The 17,594-nt window shown below is 30.7% G+C and carries 19 protein-coding genes; 2 read left to right on the top strand and 17 right to left on the bottom strand.

Annotation, left to right across the window (positions count from 1 at the left end; genetic code table 11):
- Positions 1–35: 35 nt before the first annotated feature.
- The 6 genes from PFY10_20030 to PFY10_20005 all read right to left on the bottom strand — a co-directional run bounded on the left by PFY10_20030 (position 36) and on the right by PFY10_20005 (position 9,121).
- Entirely contained in the window at positions 36–314 is a 279-nt protein-coding gene (locus PFY10_20030; protein ID WBV56479.1) for a hypothetical protein, read from the bottom strand.
- A gap of 60 nt (positions 315–374) precedes the next feature.
- Complete coding sequence (locus PFY10_20025; protein ID WBV56478.1) at positions 375–776, bottom strand: hypothetical protein; 402 nt, start codon at positions 774–776, stop codon at positions 375–377.
- Positions 777–854: 78 nt separating this feature from the next.
- Positions 855–1,541 (bottom strand): porin family protein, encoded by a 687-nt coding sequence (locus tag PFY10_20020; protein ID WBV56477.1) that lies wholly within the window; start codon positions 1,539–1,541, stop codon positions 855–857.
- Between the two features lie 11 nt (positions 1,542–1,552).
- Positions 1,553–2,194 carry a hypothetical protein gene (locus PFY10_20015; protein WBV56476.1) on the bottom strand — a complete coding sequence of 214 codons (642 nt, stop codon included), beginning with the start codon at positions 2,192–2,194 and terminating at the stop codon, positions 1,553–1,555.
- The gene (locus PFY10_20010; protein ID WBV56475.1) at positions 2,191–8,649 is read right to left on the bottom strand and encodes an FG-GAP-like repeat-containing protein; all 6,459 of its coding nucleotides are present in this window, start codon (positions 8,647–8,649) and stop codon (positions 2,191–2,193) included. The genes PFY10_20015 and PFY10_20010 overlap by 4 nt, the downstream gene beginning before the upstream one ends.
- Positions 8,650–8,659: 10 nt before the next feature.
- The gene (locus PFY10_20005) at positions 8,660–9,121 is read right to left on the bottom strand and encodes a hypothetical protein (GenBank protein WBV56474.1); all 462 of its coding nucleotides are present in this window, start codon (positions 9,119–9,121) and stop codon (positions 8,660–8,662) included.
- Between the two features lie 625 nt (positions 9,122–9,746).
- Here PFY10_20005 and PFY10_20000 point away from each other — a divergent pair.
- Positions 9,747–9,968 carry a nucleotidyl transferase AbiEii/AbiGii toxin family protein gene (locus tag PFY10_20000; protein ID WBV56473.1) on the top strand — a complete coding sequence of 74 codons (222 nt, stop codon included), beginning with the start codon at positions 9,747–9,749 and terminating at the stop codon, positions 9,966–9,968.
- A 186-nt stretch (positions 9,969–10,154) separates the two neighbouring features.
- On the opposite strand, the gene PFY10_19995 is transcribed toward PFY10_20000, so the two are convergent.
- From PFY10_19995 to PFY10_19970, 6 genes are all read right to left on the bottom strand, one after another.
- Positions 10,155–10,292 (bottom strand): hypothetical protein, encoded by a 138-nt coding sequence (locus tag PFY10_19995; protein WBV56472.1) that lies wholly within the window; start codon positions 10,290–10,292, stop codon positions 10,155–10,157.
- A gap of 20 nt (positions 10,293–10,312) precedes the next feature.
- Positions 10,313–11,194, bottom strand: coding sequence for a tyrosine-protein phosphatase (locus PFY10_19990; protein WBV56471.1), 882 nt, complete (start codon positions 11,192–11,194; stop codon positions 10,313–10,315).
- Between the two features lie 14 nt (positions 11,195–11,208).
- Positions 11,209–12,309, bottom strand: a complete 1,101-nt coding sequence (gwsS, locus tag PFY10_19985; protein WBV56470.1) for a grasp-with-spasm system SPASM domain peptide maturase — start codon at positions 12,307–12,309, stop codon at positions 11,209–11,211.
- 172 nt (positions 12,310–12,481) lie between these two features.
- Complete coding sequence (gene gwsG, locus PFY10_19980) at positions 12,482–13,402, bottom strand: grasp-with-spasm system ATP-grasp peptide maturase (GenBank protein WBV56469.1); 921 nt, start codon at positions 13,400–13,402, stop codon at positions 12,482–12,484.
- A gap of 9 nt (positions 13,403–13,411) precedes the next feature.
- The gene (locus tag PFY10_19975; GenBank protein ID WBV56468.1) at positions 13,412–13,636 is read right to left on the bottom strand and encodes a hypothetical protein; all 225 of its coding nucleotides are present in this window, start codon (positions 13,634–13,636) and stop codon (positions 13,412–13,414) included.
- Positions 13,637–13,692: 56 nt separating this feature from the next.
- Complete coding sequence (locus PFY10_19970; GenBank protein ID WBV56467.1) at positions 13,693–14,565, bottom strand: GLPGLI family protein; 873 nt, start codon at positions 14,563–14,565, stop codon at positions 13,693–13,695.
- 62 nt (positions 14,566–14,627) lie between these two features.
- Here PFY10_19970 and PFY10_19965 point away from each other — a divergent pair, with 62 nt between their 5' ends.
- Positions 14,628–15,122 (top strand): TlpA disulfide reductase family protein, encoded by a 495-nt coding sequence (locus PFY10_19965; protein ID WBV56466.1) that lies wholly within the window; start codon positions 14,628–14,630, stop codon positions 15,120–15,122.
- A 202-nt stretch (positions 15,123–15,324) separates the two neighbouring features.
- Here PFY10_19965 and PFY10_19960 read toward each other — a convergent pair whose 3' ends face one another.
- The 5 genes from PFY10_19960 to PFY10_19940 form a co-directional block, all read right to left on the bottom strand.
- Complete coding sequence (locus PFY10_19960) at positions 15,325–15,654, bottom strand: hypothetical protein (GenBank protein ID WBV56465.1); 330 nt, start codon at positions 15,652–15,654, stop codon at positions 15,325–15,327.
- Positions 15,655–15,721: 67 nt separating this feature from the next.
- The gene (locus PFY10_19955; GenBank protein WBV56464.1) at positions 15,722–16,129 is read right to left on the bottom strand and encodes an SMI1/KNR4 family protein; all 408 of its coding nucleotides are present in this window, start codon (positions 16,127–16,129) and stop codon (positions 15,722–15,724) included.
- 138 nt (positions 16,130–16,267) lie between these two features.
- A complete protein-coding gene (locus tag PFY10_19950; GenBank protein ID WBV56463.1) occupies positions 16,268–16,450 on the bottom strand; it encodes a hypothetical protein in 183 nt (60 codons plus the stop codon).
- Between the two features lie 127 nt (positions 16,451–16,577).
- Positions 16,578–16,910 (bottom strand): LuxR C-terminal-related transcriptional regulator, encoded by a 333-nt coding sequence (locus tag PFY10_19945; GenBank protein WBV56462.1) that lies wholly within the window; start codon positions 16,908–16,910, stop codon positions 16,578–16,580.
- A gap of 3 nt (positions 16,911–16,913) precedes the next feature.
- A complete protein-coding gene (locus PFY10_19940) occupies positions 16,914–17,573 on the bottom strand; it encodes a tetratricopeptide repeat protein (GenBank protein ID WBV56461.1) in 660 nt (219 codons plus the stop codon).
- Between the last annotated feature and the right edge of the window lie 21 nt (positions 17,574–17,594).

Here is a 17,594-nt window from a genome sequence, read left to right as displayed (position 1 = left end):
TTGATAAAGGCTTATTAATGGTAATGATAATTTATTTATGCATCATTTATTCCATATTCATATAATCTTTGTGCAATCTCTTCTGTTGAGGGTGAATAATCTAAACTTTCAACCCAATCAGCTATAAATTCTTTTGCTAAAAAAACCTCTAAGAGATAAAAATATTTGTCACCATTTTCTTCGTTAATTCCATTATCTCCATCTTCAGCATAAGAAAGTATAATGTCTGATTTATAATCTTCTATATCTTTTAGAAAAATTATAAGATCTTCATCTATTTCATTAATCTTAGCTATCAAATCAATTAAATTCATAATATTTTATTTTCCCCAAATTAAATATCCTCCCTTGCTGATGGATTGTTAAGATTATTTTTAAAGAATTCTTATTTTGTAAAAATCATAATTTACAATTTCTCCATTTTCCTTACTTACTGTGACAAATTCTTTCTCTTCATTATGAGAAATGTAAACTATTTTCCCTACTCTTTCAAATAAAGAGTGCTGAATACTAACACCCTGCTTTAGTTTGGAAAACCATAAAGTTTTATTTAATCTTTTTTCGACATCTTCAACAGTATATTTTGTATCAAGGTGAAAAACAAAATCAATAGCATCAGTATCTCCAAATGTTTGTTCCATCTTTTCAACATATTTACTAAAATGATTAGAAACTCTAATCCTTCTTTCATTGCAATAAAAAGAACCAGACTCCGATTGTCTGAATGTATATCCAAGATTTTGTAGGTAATCGACTAATTCGGCAATAGTTTCCATCTTGTTAATTTAATGGTGTTTGGTTTAAGAGATTTTATCCTTGATCCATTTTTTAAACTTTCTGAAGTAGTTTCCATTTTATTTGAATTTGTAGGCTACACCTATCTGCAATGCATTATTCCTAAACGAGTCTCCTGAATTATTTTTTAAAATATCGGTAATCCCAGCAGTAAATCTGGCTGTTATCCCGAAATTATTTGTAAAATAATATCCTGCTCCTACACCAATTCCAAAATTAAATCTATTATAAAGATCCATTATAAGCTTGTTAGAAAATTCTTGAGTACTGGTTGTAGTATTATTTCCGGAAGTTTGTGTATAAGTCCCATTGCCTTTTGATTTACCGCCTAGTAATAATCCGAATTCAGGGCCTGCTTCTACATAAAATTTGGGAAGAATATTATATTGTAACATTAAAGGAAGAACAATATAATTTAATGTCATTTTATAATCATATTCCTGTTTAAAACTATAATTGTCCGAATAATATTTAAAAATATCTTTTGTTTTAGAGCCTCCCTGACTGAAAAGCACTTCAGGCTGAACACTGAATTTCTCAGCTATTGGAATATTAACAAAACCTCCTGCATTAATCCCTATTTTGAACTTTTGATCATTTTCATATTCAACGTTATTCTCTGTTAAAGTGGAAGCATTAAATCCAGCTTTAACTCCAAATGTAATCCGGGAAAGTGATTTAGTCTTTTCCTGTGCATTGATAAAAAGGCTTCCTGCAAATGCAAATCCTAAGATTAGTTTTTTCATAGTTTCAATTATTAATTTGTAGCATCTTTGTCTGATATTCTTAGAAATAAGCTATCCTCAATTACAGGTTGTAAAACAAATTTTGCTTTACCGAAATTGAGTTTTGAAAAATTACGTAGATTTCTTGCTTCGGAATAGCGTGCATTTTCTTGTTTAAGTTTATCATAGGGATAATAATTTTGTTTAAACTTCGAAGAATAAGTTCTTTTTAATGTAAGAGGTTTAATAGTTAAATTGTATTTTACTTTTATTTTTTCATTTTTTTTTAAATAAAAAACAGAATTACCTTCACCAGGCTTGACTTCCTTAAATAGATCATCATTGATTCCTCTTTCTAATAAATCTTTATTTCTGATACTATCCAATTTTTTTTGATAAAATTGATATGACTGATTAGGCTCTATTATAGCATAGACTGCTATAGGAAAAAAACCTTCCATATTTCCCCGAGTATTAAAATCTTTAAAATTTTCATCTCCAAAATCAAGAATATTAGGTGCTAAAAATATAATATCTTTATTAGTATTGTTTTCATAATTAAGATATATATTATTCTTATTTTTAATGTAATCTAACTTAAAATCATCTTTTTTCTTCTCACTACAAGAAAAAGAAATAAAGATTACAACAAAGATTATAATGACATTTTTCATTTTAAAGTACTTTTTAAATAATTATTAAAAATAGGTTTTATTTTGTTCCTTAATGCATCTAAAGTATTATCCCCTACAACTGCACTATTAAAACCTCCTATTTGTAAATTCAATTTCTGCCAACCTCTGAATTTTACATATTGCTCCTCCCATCTTGAAATAAAATACTCATGTACAGAATCTTTGGCATTTAAACTGCCTCCTATCTGATCATACAGTCCTGCATTATTTAAAATAGAGTGGAAAATTTCATGTCCCATAGTTAAGTCCAGTTGTTCTAAACTTATAAATGTTCCCTTAGGTAAGTAAATTCTCTGCCAAACGACTTTATTATTATGTGTAACCTTTTCCGTAACTCCCATCACCTGTTGTTTATTTCCATTTATTATTAGATCGGTATTGTTATCGTAAGAATATCCATTATTTCTTAAATTATTACTTAGATCACTTGATGAATCAACAAGTTTATAAGATCCTCTTATAAACTGACCATTATATCTTGCCTTGTCCACTTTCATAACAGTATCAATAGAAAAATCTGCATCTGTGGCTCCATCCACTGTGTTACTGTCAGTAGCCACCATTTCATTGATGCTGTACTCATATGAATTACAATATTTATTTACAGCCCAGGTTATTCCATTCATTATTCCAGCTACTGCGCCACCAATTACAGCTCCTTTAGCAAGCCCTTCCAGGAAATTTGTTCCATTGATAAGAGATACTACTCCCCCACTAGCTGATCCACTTATTGCACCAGTGGCTATACTTCCCCAAAATCCTGAAGGGCTAAAAATAAGTCCCGCTCCTGCTGATACCGCTCCCGTAACTGCGCCCAGTAATATTGACTTTGCAAATCCACCCCATGACCAGGAGTTGTTCATTAATGCCTGAAGGCCATAAAATCCTGCACTTATAATCGTTCCCACTACGGCTCCCCAAATAATAGGAGCTATCCAAGCCAGGAAAAAACCTGCTTCCCAATATTCCCCACTTGGATCATTGAACATCAAAGGGTTATTCATTACATACCCATACTTATTATAATTCTGGGTGTTATAAGGATCCTGGATATTTTCATCTGCATTTAAGAACCTACGTAATAAAGGATCATACAGCCTGCCATTCATATGGATGATTCCAACCTCTGAAAGATACTCATGTCCAGTATATCCTCTATCTAGAAGTAAATTTTTCTGAGATAAATACTGTTTGATATTCATATCTGTTAGTGTGGCAGCATTACCAATCTTTAAGTGGGTCAAGCTCCCCCAGGCATCAAAATGCCTCTGTTCCAGTTTATTTCCCGCTTCATCCGATATAGCTAATATACTTCCTAAATAATCCTTATGCAAGAATTTAAAGGAACCTCCTGCTTCATCAAAATCTTTGATATATATAATATTACTTTCATAAGGAGTACCTCCAATATATATAATATGTTTTTCCTTTCCGGAGATATTATCTTTGGTAACTTCAAAATTTCCATTTTCACTGTAAGACCTGGTGAATTTACCATCTGTATCTTGGCTAAAATTACCTCCATAAGTCATCTTTTGCCTCATAGCTGTAAGGCCATACTGAAATGCTACATCTCCTTTTTCTCCATCAATAAACACCGGGTCGTTATTCTCATTGTAAGAGATACTTTGTATTAGGTCATTATTATAGTTTTGGGTTCCTGCAGCATTTAATGTCATTCCGGTAGGTTGGTAAACCTTTGCTGTATTTTCAAACTTGATGGCTCCCACCTGGTCATTGCTTAGGATCCTTCCCTTATTGTCATAAGTGTTTCTGTTATTAGTAGGTTTTATACCTGTAACAGGATCCGTCCAATTAATAAGCCTATTATTATCATCATAGTCAAATGATTCTACAATATTAAAGTCTCCACCTGTAGTCCTTGTTTTAAGCTCATTTTTAATGGCATCAAAAGAATAGGATATTTGAAGAATCCCAGGTTTTAAGGTTGTGGAATGATTGGTGGTTTTTAAAAAACCATTGGTATCATAAGTGTTATTTATATTGGCAGCACCTAATTTCGCAATTAAAACCTGGTCTTTAGCATTAGTTTCCCCAAGTTCCCAAAGAACCTTCCCATCCATTTTATTTTTAACTTGGTACATCTCCCCGTTCCAAGGACTATAAACGTTTTCAATACGTACCTTAGTGATCATCCCTGAAGAATGAAGCTCCTTATCATACCAGTTTACCCTTCCCTTGTCATCATAAGTAATATTTTTTTGTATAAAGTTTTTACCATTACTATTTTCAGAAGAAGATATAAGTCTTCCCTGGGGAGAATAGGAAAAGCTTAAACTATAGCCCTGTCCATTTGAAGTTCCAGATTTAGAGGTTAGCTTCCCTTTAGTATCATAAAGGAAAGAGATCGTTTTGTTCGTACTAAGTCCCACATCAGAGGTAGAAATTTCTTTTTGAGAACTTAAAAGCCCTTTGGTATTATAGGTGTATTCTTTAGTCCCTTTAGGGCTTATAACCTTTTTAGTCTTCCCCAATCCATCATACTCATATTTGTATGTTCCATTAGAAGGGTCATTAAACTCAGATTTCCTTCCCCAAAGATCATACTTTGTGGTCACTATATTTTCAGCATATTGAGCCTTTATCTGCTCTCCCGCAGCATTATAATTAAATTGAATAGTTCCTCCTTTATCAGTACTGGAGACGACATTACCTAAAGCATCTGAAGTTTTAGAAGTAATTCGAGCATATCCATTGAGCTCTTTAACGGTGGTTATATTGCCTGAAATACTAGTCTCAATTTTCTTACCATTAAATGAAGTAGCTGTTATCTTAGCTGGAAATACAGAGTCATCATAGGTAATGGTATTCCATCCACTGGCATTTTGACCTTCAAAGTAAGGTTCACTTTCTTTTATTTTTCTTCCTAGGGCATCGTATTGAGTTTCTTTAGAAATGTATTGCCCCTGGCCGAAAGCTTTGGTTGTTATTTTATATTCCTGTCCTAACTTATTAACAAATTTTTTTGAAATGCTTCCATCGGAATCATTTTGAATAATGGTAATATTAGAATTATTATCTCTTTCATATACATACGAAGTTGTACCTTGTAAGTTTGTATTAGAGGTTAGTAATTTTCCCCAATTATCATAGGTATTAGTCAAAATATTACCCCAAGGATCGGTTTGGGAAGTTATCTGGCCATTATCATTATAAATATAACTAGTTACCAATCCTAAATTATCAGTACTTTTCTCTATAAATCTGCCGGAAGATTCATATTTAGTTGTTGTGCTTTGAGTCCCGGAATCTATACTATTGGTTATAACTTTTGATGTTATATTTCCAAAACCATCATAACCATATGTTTCAAGTAAATATCCTGTATTGTCCCTGTTCCATGTTTTTAATGTTTTTAATAGATTATCTTGAAAAACATATTCTTCTTTGCCAGATTTTGTATCTCCATATGCCTTGACAATATCTGTTTTGGTCTTTGGGCGTCCTATATAATAATTCGAGCCCACTCCCGATGGGTTATGGACATATACAAAATTTGATGTAACTGTTCCATATCCACTATTTGTATTGGAAACACTTTGTGAAGGAAGATAATAGTCACCATAAGTAGTAGATGAAGAAATAACAATTCCCTTCAGGAAATTTTTATTAACCGTTGTTTTAGGGAGTATTACTGTTACAACCTTAGGTTTATCTGTGCTTGAAATAGGGGTTGTTGTAAGTACACCATTTAAGAGGTAATCTTGTTGGTAGGCAGTGGATGAAAAGCTCAGTAGCTCAGTATTATTTACCGAAAGATTCGTTGGAAATATTTTAGACTCATCATTAGTCCTGATACTCCACTGTTTAGCAGGAAGACCATCTTTAAGCGGGTCAATTTCTACTCCAGACCATATCTTGGTGCTATTAATCCCGTCAGCATACCATGAACTACGTGCTGATTGATGATACCCAATAACTCCTTTTCCTATAAGCTGGCCTGTCATTCCCCGGTATCTGAAATCCTGTTTTTTTCCCGCTTGTATAAGTTGTGATACAGCATATGATCTATCCGCCCGTTCCAAAGAAAAGTAAGGATAGATTTCTTTTTTAGTTTTATTATAAAAATAAGGGTTAGTAGTAGGATTAAGTTCTTTATATTCTACCGATGTTATAACATCACCTTGATTAATTGAACTTATTCTCGACAACTCTGCTAAAGAGGTCTGAGTTTTATATTTATGTACTCTTGTCGCTTTGAAAATAAAGATATCGTAATAATTATTGTTGGATTTAATAATACTTGTCAAAGGCTGAAACAATCCATATTCAGCTCCCCCAACAGTGTATGATGGACTTGTTGTAGAAAATCCAGGGATGAAATCAACTCCTCCATTTGCCTGCATGGTTTTTACCTCATATTGTAAACTTCTCCACAGAGCATTTCCACTACTGCCAACAGAAACAACCTTATTTTTAGAGTAAATAAATACAATATCTGATTTGCCGTCTTTGTTTATATCAGAAACTGAATAAAAATAGTGGTCTATTAAAGCTAAAGGCGAAACTTGGGCAGGTTTTCTATATTTAAGAAAATTGGATTTTAAAGTATTTTGAAATCCTTTTTCGGTTCCCATATACAACCTCCAATTATCAGCATCCTGATTATCTGTAACTGGAATAGTAAAATCAAGGTTCCCGTCCCCATTGAAATCTCCAAAAAGCACTGGAAATTCGGAAGCTTTGGTTTCAGCCAGATTGCCTGTAAATCTTATTTTTTTTATGTATTGGCCAGTAGCAGCTTTTATAAACTCAAATACTGTATATGCACTATTTGAAACGTTGATAATATCAACTTTTCCATCGCCATCTATATCCAGATATTTTTGATCACCGTAAGAACTTTCATTGAGTCCTTGATCAAGAGTATAAGTAGATACCAGATTATTTTTATTTTTTAAATCTACAATAAAGTTTCCTATATCATAATTTGTGCATTGGAGTACAGTACAGGGATCAGGATTTTTTGCAGTATCTTTAGAATCTGGAGGAACACAGTTTGGATCTGGTACGAACTGGCAAAGCCGTTGCTTTAAAGTTACAAAAACATCTGAAATTCCATCTCCATTAAAATCTCCTTCATTTAATACCACCGAGGTGGTACATCCTGCACCATTTGATTGATAGTTGCAGTTAGAGGTGTCATAAACCAATTTTTCAAATACCTTAACAAAGGTGTTATTTCTAAAAATATAACCTACAACCTTCCCTTCTTCAAATTGCACAATTCCGTTTCCATTATATATTTGTCCCTGTTCATCTAATAAAGTGGCAACTACTTTAGCATCTATACTAAATGTTTTACCTGTTGAAATCTCCTGATATGCATCATTAAACGCCCCTAATTTTATAGTACCATTGTTCATTATAAAGTCCACATAAGAATCCCCATTAAAATCACCAGTCAATCTAATGTTGTCAAAAGAGTCACTGTTAGTAGGAAGTACTCCTGTATAATCTATTTCTGAAGAAACTAAGTTTGGATAAGAAAATATTACCGGATTGGCAGCAATTCCACTAGAATTATATTCTGTAATTTTATTAACCAAGTCATAATTAGTACCATTCTTAGTATATTCTATGATATACTTTTTATATGGTTTATTATTGGTTGTTACTATGATATTATCCAGAATTCTGTCCTGAATTAGTGAAACTCCATTTATATAATTTTGTTCAGCTAAAACCCTACTTGTATAATTGAAAGTGATCTGATTAATAGCAGGAGTGTTTAATACTTCATTTCCTCCCCATGAAATAGTAGATATTACAGCTACATTTTTTGAAGGGAGCTGACTGTAAGTATAAGAAATATAGTTACCTTGAGCATCCTTCCATTTTACAATATTATATTCTATGGGTGTTCTTGCTTGATTTGTTCCTGTTGTTGTTCCACCATACCAAGCCTGGGAACCGTCCTCAAAATTAATTTCCCAATACTCAGGGCCTTTCCAGCTTTGACCGCTTATTGCTCCTAAAGACTTTATTTTGACATTGGAATATTTTTCCGTTACATATTCTGCACCATCCTTACCATACTCCCCGGATTTTAAAATAAGCCTTTGTCCATTAAAACTATAATAATCTGATTCATCAAGTTGAACTCCTCGAAGTTCTCCGTCATTTTCAATTGTTTTCCCCAATCTTGAAATAGAAGTTATTCCTGAAATATTCCATCCATAGCCAGCAACTCCATTTCCTGATCCACTGGTATACACGAGGGATATTTTTGGCGACACACTTTTTATTCCTGGTGGAACCTCGATAGATAAATTATAATTAAGCTGTCCTGCACCTGTTACCTCAATATTTCCTTTTGTGTCGTGAAAGGCTGCTTGAGAAAATCCTAATATGGAAAAAAGAGATAATAGAAATGATGAAAATAATTTTATTTTCTTATTGTAAGATTTCATAGCTGTGTTTTTATCTTTTGGTTATGTTTTTACTTAGTACCCTTCCATCTTTTAATGTAAATTGAAGGATATACGCGCCCCATTCATAGGATGACATATTAATTTTGAGCTGTTTATTCATATCTGGTATATTCTGTTGCTGAAATTTCCAGTGTACTGTACTATGTTGATAGAGAGAAACAGATTCGATAATTCCATCGACCTTTTCTGTCCAATCAATTGTTAAAATATCACTTACTGGTACTGGGTATAATCTTATTTGTTTCCAAAAAGTCTTTTCATCCATAGCTAGTATATTGGGCTCATCTAAATGAGTAGCTTTAGATTCTGAAGCATCCTTTGTTTTTGAAAAGGAATCAGGACCTCGGTATATCTGGTTTCCTGCCGGATCATAATTAAAGTAAACTTCAGTTTGGGAGAATCCCAAAAATCCTATTAATAAGGAGAATAAAGAAAATAATTTCGTTTTCATTATGTTTGTATTTTATGACTATTATAATTAATGATTATAAGTAATTAACTTTTTGTAAAGATCCATCCTACAAGCGACAAAAGCTGACGTATAATATCAATTTTACTTAGCGAAATTCGATTCTTCTAATTCCCTTAAAACAACCCCCTCATATTGACATTTTAAAGGCATTAGTATTTATTAAAATTCACTAATTTTAATTATTAATATATTCAAATTCAGTGATTAAAAGTAACAAAAAATAACATTCATCATGATGAATGTTAAAAATAAATTATATTATTTGTGAAATAAAAATCAAGATATACACCAATTCTCTTGTTACATCTAAGTCTTTAATATATCACAGAAATATGAATTATTTGCCGAATTATTTAAAATTCAAGAACAGTAAAACCTATTATTACTTAATTTCAATTTTTTTCCAATTGATGATTCAGAAATCAATATATTTTTAATATTAATCAAATTTTTTAACCCTAAATCCAGTTTACCTGATTTCGTTCTAAAAAATTAAATTTATCTATTAAATGGCAATGAAACTTTGAATAACAATTACCAGTATTTAAAAGATAATTAGAACATAACATTTCATTTTTATATATTAGTGTTTAGCATATAAATTATGGATATAGATAAAATCAAGATGTTAACTTTAAGAGCATTAATGTCTGATGAAACATTAATGCATTCCTTGGTATTAAAAGGCGGAAATGCTTTACATCTTGCTTACGAAATAACCAATAGGGGCTCTATTGATATTGATTTTTCTGTTGCACGTGAATTTACAGATCAAGAGATTGAAAAAATGCCATCACTTTTAGAAATGATTTTTGATAGTTGGTAAATCAGTTGAAAAAAATTCAGAAAGTATTTCAATTTTCTCTTTGTCTGTCATTTAATATTAGATCGATTAATTACAATTTTAATTCAAAAATACTTCCATGCTACGCAGTCTATTTGCGTAAATATTACTTTTTCACTATCATGTTCTTAATTTCTTCATTTGTATCGTTTTTTGAAATTAGTTTTTTTATCTTACTTGAGCATAACAACATATCGCTTTTAATTCCCAGATTATTTTAGGTCCAACATTTTTACTTTTTTTAAATTCTGAAAGAGAAAGTTCAGAAAGTTCTTCTATTGGTAAATAATAATCTAAAGCACTCATTGTATTTTTTATCTAAATTTTCATTCTAAATGTTTTTCTCTTAACATTTTGGTTTCATATTCACCAATCCCGAATTCGCTTTCATAAAAATTGGGAAGTGAACCATATCTTTTAATAATATTTCCTAAAATTTGATTAATATATTCGGGTTTCAGCTTTAATGCATCATAAATTTTTTGGGTTGTCGTACCAAATTCTTCTGCCACTTTTTTAAAATGAATATTGTCGATAGGCTGGATATAAACATTTGAAAAAATAAATTTTTTAAATTCTTCAGAATTCGGGTTTCCTCTGTCTGGTTGTAAAAACAGATTAGATTGTAAGTAGTTTTCTTTGATTTTATCCATTGGAATATCTAACATATTTAACAAAAATACAGTTGCTAATCCTGTCCGATCTCTGCCTCCGGTACAATGATAAAGCAGAGCTTCTTCGATCGGTTGTTTAGAAATCAGTTGAAAAAATGTTCTGTACTGCTTTACAACCTCTATGTAATCAGGATTCCGATAACTATTGACAAGGTATAGCATCCGTTGAAATGGTCCGTATTTCCAAGTGGCTACTTCGTCTTCCATAGTGATGGGTAAATCATTATATTTCACATATTCTGCAATTTTACTTTTATCAATCTTATTTCCTAAGATGGGTACGTTCACTACTTTTACATTTAAAGGAAGCTTGTCCGGTAATTCTTCGGCTTCTTTTAATGCACGGAAATCTACTATAGTACGAATATTTAGTCTTTTTAATATCTCAACATCTTGCTCTGTGAGATAATTGAGCTGTGAGCTTCGATAAAGGGCACCATATTTTATCATTCTCCCGTCACTAGATTGTAAGCCTCCAAGATCACGTGTATTTAAACTGCCGGAAAGCCGGATTATTTTTTGTTCATTGTTCATATCGTTTCTTGAGATTAATTAAGTGATGAATTTTCATTGTTTCGCAAATCTATATTTTTCAATGGGTTTATACTCCATTCTTCCCACACTCCTGTATATGGATTATAACCACACTTAAGAGGCTTTGATACGTCTATGCCATTATTAAGTTCCATATTATTTTCTGTAAATGCCCTACAGTCAGTACAAACATATCTAAACTCACAATCCTTGCAAACTGTAATATGATCTTTGGTTAGATTCCAATACTTTTTAAAACTTTGTTGAGAAATAGCTTCTTTTAAAGTCTGATTTTTTACATTTCCAAAGTTTTCGAAAAAAGCAGGGCAATTCTTAATATTTCCATTTATGTCAATAGATACTTTTTTATTTAAGCAGGAATTATGGTTCACTGATTCCAAAAAATTAGATAAATTAGGGTTGAAATATTTAGTTCCTACCTTTCCGCAATGCGAGAAATTTTTTATAGCCTCTTTAGTAAACTGGCGATAGAAAAGAATATTTCTCTCTCTATTCCATGATTCAGTCTTATCAAAAGGAGATGCTGTAAAAATAAGTTTTGTTACCTGTTGTGCAAAAGGTGTTATTCTTGAAAACAAATCATCTGAAATGTCTTCATTCCAAACAGAAATCAATTCAACTGATTTAATTCGCTCAGATGGTATTTGGTTAAATATATCAATAAAAAGTTTTTCATTAAGCTTCTCATACATAATGATAGAAACATAAAAGCAACCTAGATCTTCAAGCTGTGTTAGGTATTGATTAAGATAAAATATGGCACTTATTTTTAATTCAATAATAGCATTTGTAACTTCGGAAGGTTGTGAAAAATCCAATGACATTTTTGGGAAGCAGTCAAAAAGTTCTTTTGAACAAAATATGCCAAATTCATTATCACAAAAATATTTCAGGTTAATATCAATTATTGCTTGCTCTTCAATATTATATAAAGATTTTACCTCTGTCAATGTATGACCCGCATCGAGTTCTAATAGAAGGCTAGCAAAGTCTAAAGGAACCATTTCTATTTTCTCTCTATCTAAGTCATATAGTACAGCATTCTTACTGCCAAGAACTATCTTACAATTTGGAAATAGTTTGAAATGCATCATATTATCCTATGAATATTTTTATGGAAAGTATTCACAATTATAAATCCATTGTAAAATTTACTGACAATAAGTTTTCGGTTTCCAGAAGATGTGGGCTGTTCTTCAAGAAAGAACATCGGTAAAGAATAATCTGAAGGTTTTTTTTGTATGCTATTTTTAAATTCTATCAATTTCATAGTTTTTCTGCTATTATCTTTTCTAAGGGGTAATTACAAGTCATAGAGAGATTCGAAAATTGTCCTGTAGGATTTATTTCAAGAAAATAGAACTGTCCATCTTTTGACAAAATCCAATCTATGGAACCTGTTTGAAGGTTTAATTCTGCCATAAGATTAGAAAGTTTATATTCTAATATTGCAGGGATTTTAAATGGTGTGTTTCTATTTGGTTTATTAAAATTATATTTTCGATAATCATCTTTAGTTTGTTCATCATTTTGTGAGAATATAGCCATAGACCAGGTTTCACCTTCTAAATAAAAAGTACGTATTTCGAAATACTTATCAATTTTTTCCTGCACTAATGTTGGCAAAAAAACTGACGGAAATTTTTTAAGATCTTCTTTGATCAGATTATTGGTATAAATAATCCCCGCGGTATCTTCGAAATGAAACATACAGGTTTCCGTTTTCATCTTAATAATAAATTTTTTCTCAGGATTTGATGATAAAAGATCATTAAGATCTTTTTTATTATCCAGAACATAAGTATTAGGAATGGTAAGGCCAACACTTTTTGCAATATTCAATACAATTAACTTGTTAATCATATTGTCACTTCTCAAATTTCCAATTGTATTTTTTGCACTTAACAGAAATTCTATATGCTCTTTTATAACCTGGTATTCGTTAATTGATATTGGATCATGAATAGCCGGAGATTTAAGAATTCTTCCCTTTCTATACCAACAAGAATCTACAGCATTTATTTCTATTTCTTCACCATTATTACCGATTATACTAACACCATTTAAATCATATTTTACACCTTGGGCACTATCATTGATGCGAACAGATTTCTTTCCATAATAGTACAACCAATCTTGTACAAGATTGGTTGTAAAATCATTTTTATTAGAAAAAATGAGAACCATCAAAAACTATTAAGGATAGTGATATGTGCTTCCATCTTCTCTAGTACCATCGATAGAAATTAGCGTTCCATCATCACCATAGTAGGTAACTTCGCTATCCCCGTTGTTTGCTCCTGTACAAAAATCTTCTCTTCTTGAAGTACCACCAGGTAATTTACCCCCATAGATACCATCCATTGTTTCTTTTTCAAGATGTAACTCATTTTCTTCTTGAAATTCTTTGATTGTTTTCATTATAAAAATATTTAGTTTTCCCTACTCTTTTAAGGATTTTCAGTAACTCCTATTTTTTATTTTTTAAAGTCATTTATAAGCTTATTATTATTCCGTTTAAGTATAGCTCTACGTTTCTCTTGCTGGCTCCTCAAATAGTCCGCCTTTGACATTTCATTTCCTGAAGTATCATAAAACTTAGACGATACCACTTCTTCTTGTGAATTATTACTTGGAATAACATTGTTGATAAATTGATCGTCATTATTAATCAATAGTTTCTTAAACTCCTTTTTGTTAAGTGTAACTTTTGTATTATTGCTTGGCATTTGTTTATTCTGAAACATCGGTAAATAGTCAAGGTCAACTTCCTTTAGCTTATGTACACTTACCAATTCAAAAATATGAGATCCTTTTATATCGCGTGCACTTACTATTAAACCAGGTAAACCCGAAAAAATATAGGGACCTGTAGGAATAGGTATATCTTTAGTAAACCATACTTCCCACTTTCTGCTGTTAATTATAGCTTCTGCCTTCTGGACATTATAAATTTCAATTTTTTTGGTGTCGGGTAATATTTTCCAATTAATAGGTTCATCTAATTGAATTTCGTAATAGTTCCTTGTAGGTCCTCCCATATAATAAAGCTGTGGACTTGAATTTTTTTTATCCAGTATAACTTCATGGAAAAGTACATCTCTATATGGATAACCCAAAAATTTTGGGGAGCCAGCCTTTGGATCTCTTAATTTGAAAGTAGAATCAATTTCATTTACTTTCTGACTATAAAATATGGAGCCGTTTTTAGATACATCTAAAGCTACAAATTCGTTTTGTTTATTCTGTAAATTCAATGAATCGTTGGCAAATGTATAATTATATATAAAGCGTTGTCCTTGCGCTAATAGAAGGCATGAGTAAAGGGTTAGCAGTATACTTAATTTCATTATAGTGTGATATGAATCGCTAATATATATAAAAATATTTATATATTAGAAAAAAAAATAATATGAAAAAATTACTTGTATTTATTCTGATTATCAACACCATTTTAATAATGGCACAAGGGAAAGTATTAAGAACTTTTCCAGATATGGAATCTAAACTCGATGTACATTTCCCTATCGAAAATTTTAAAAATAAAGATGGAAAACCTTATCCGGCAAATTATTTAGAAGGAAAAACAAGTCTTATTAATTTTTGGTTTTCAGCTTGTGCTCCATGTATACAAGAAATTCCTGTTTTAAATAAAATTCAACAATCATTACCAAGTTCCAATTTTATTGGTATCACTTATGATGATGCTGCAAAAGTCAAATCATTTACTTCAAAACATTCATATAATTTTGATCAGATAACTGATTCTGGGAAGGAATTAAAGGAATATCTAACTATTCAAAGATATCCAATGTCTCTTATTATTGGTCGTGATGGTAAAGTTAAAGAAGTGATTGGTATTGTTACTGAAGAAAAACTTCCATCAATATTAGAAAAGTTGAAATAATGAAGAAAAGACTGGCCAAAAGGTCAATCTTTTTCAATAAGCATAGGGATATTTCCTTATCACGGAAACTTTAATGTTATAAAATTCTATTTTTACAATTTATAATAATACTATTTATGGCTTTAATGAAAAACCTCAGGAATCTCCAGGGGTTTTCATGTTTAATAAAAAAATATTTTCATCTTTTTTGTAATTGGTTTATCTAACACTTACCACCCAGACCGTAAACCTGCCCTATTCTTTTTTCTTTTAATATAGGTTTACATTTCCTAATTAAATCGAACGAATCTATTTTAAAATCTGGAAAATATGGTAAACCATCGTTATCAAGCATGTGGCATTTTATATTATATATTGAAATATTATTAGCCCTATCAATTTTCACATCAGCAGTGAAATATCTTTCATATATTGAATCGTGTGCAATCCCAATTATTGTTTTACTGAATCTTTTACTATTAGAAGGCATGTTTTCTAATTCTTTTTTCAGATCTGAACAAAAACTTTCTATTAATTTTTCTGTAATTTTCATCGTTTTTTAAGAATTTTATTCAGATGACTTACATAAATATTTATCAACTGAATGGCTGTGAGTAAGTTTACAAGTCATCTATTGAGTCTACATTAAGAAATTCTTCCAAGGAGTTGTTATAAAAAATCGGTTCTAATTCATCATATCTAAAAAGGAAAATTTGCCCTTTCTTTTTATCAGAAGCAGTATAAATACAAACAAAATGTCCTACAGGCGAAGTAGCAAAAGGAAGATATTCTTTGGAGATATGTTGCTCTGTAATCTGTAAGCTGTCAATAGATTCTTCAATGGTAGATATTCCATGCTTTATACTGTCGAAATTATAGGATTGATCATTAATATCAATGATTCCACCGTTGTATTTTAAATATAATTTTTTAAGATTTTCCGGCATTTCAATATGAAGGTTTTCTTCAAGTTGCTGAATATCTTTTATTGTTATTTTTTTTTCACATTCTATAATCGTTGTTTTCATATTCTGTTTTAAATATTACTGCGAAAATATAGAATTTCTTTATTTTAATAAATTATTCTGTTTTTATCGTTTTTGAGATTTAAGATTGATTATTCCCATTAATTCCGACTTTTCCCAACTCTTCATTTATGTAGTCCGTTACTTTTTTTTAGAAGTAGTTTTATTTACCAATATGGCTCCAGAAACTTCAATATTGAAAAATTGATCAACAATTACTTTTTCATTATTTATAAAATCCATGACACCTCTTGAGGTGGCTTCAATTGCCTTCTTTAAAATAGCTTGAACTTCATCGGGAGTATATAAAAGTTTGTTTTTCATCTAATCGTTTTTTGACATTATAATATGAATTGGGCTGGTCTAGCCATCGTTTTTTGAAACTTGAATTATAATAGATTGAGGTTTAGAATTGTATAATCGAGTCAACAATTAGAATATTGTAAATTAATCATTCTGATAAATTTTGAATCCAATCATAAAGGTCATCTTCAGCAGATAAATTTAATTTCTTTTTCATTCTATATTTTTTGTTTTCTACTGTTCTTGAAGAGATATTTTCAAATTCTACAATTTCTTGATTAGTAAGATTCAATCTTATTAAAGCACAAAACCTAAAATCTTTTAAATTTAACTGCGGAAATTTAGTTTTAAGGGTATCATAAAAACCAGGAAAAACTTCATTGAAGCGAGCGAGAAAAAAAGGATCCTGTTTCCTTGCCATTTCTATTAGTCCTTCAACGCTTGTATTTAACTTTTTCTTTAAAATATCGGTTTCTTTCACTTTCTAATCCAAGACTATAGTGGATTCCAAAATCTCTTTTTCTTTTTCTTTTTGTTTGTTGATATATTTTTTCCTAAAGTAAATAACGAGAGCTGAAAGTAAAATAATAAAAATCAATGAAACCGTATAGATCTTTATTCTTTCTGATTTATGTTGCACTTTTTCTTCATCAGAAATTTTCTTTAATGCAAAAGCCATTGCTTTTTTTTGCTTCTCACCAATTTTATCTCTTAATAGGTTATATTTATTATAATATTCAACATTTTTTTCCTTATTATTCAAATATCCGTACAAAGTATAAAGCTGTTTATACATGTTTAGAATATCTAGCTCACGCTGAGCTTTTTGAAATACAGAAAGAGCCTTTAAATAATAATCTAATGCTTTTGGCAAATCGCCTTTTCTATGGTATAAATCACCAAAAGAAGCATATATAGACCCTTTTTGTTCAAATGGTGCTTTACCGCTGAGCGCAGATGCTTTATTCAAATAGTACTCAACCGAATCCAGATTCGATGTACTTTTACTTAGTAAACGATACGCAATAAAATTATATGTTAATGGTTTATCCGGAAAAAGCTTTAAAATCTTATTTTCTATCACTTTTGATGAATCCTGAAATCTCATCTCATCAAAGTTGAGCATTTTATAAATATAGCTCAAGTAAAGGTAATTTTGAGAGGT

It is taken from the genome of Chryseobacterium daecheongense (genome assembly GCA_027920525.1).
In the GTDB taxonomy this organism is placed as follows: domain Bacteria; phylum Bacteroidota; class Bacteroidia; order Flavobacteriales; family Weeksellaceae; genus Chryseobacterium; species Chryseobacterium proteolyticum.
This window is presented reverse-complemented; position numbering and strand designations above follow the sequence as displayed.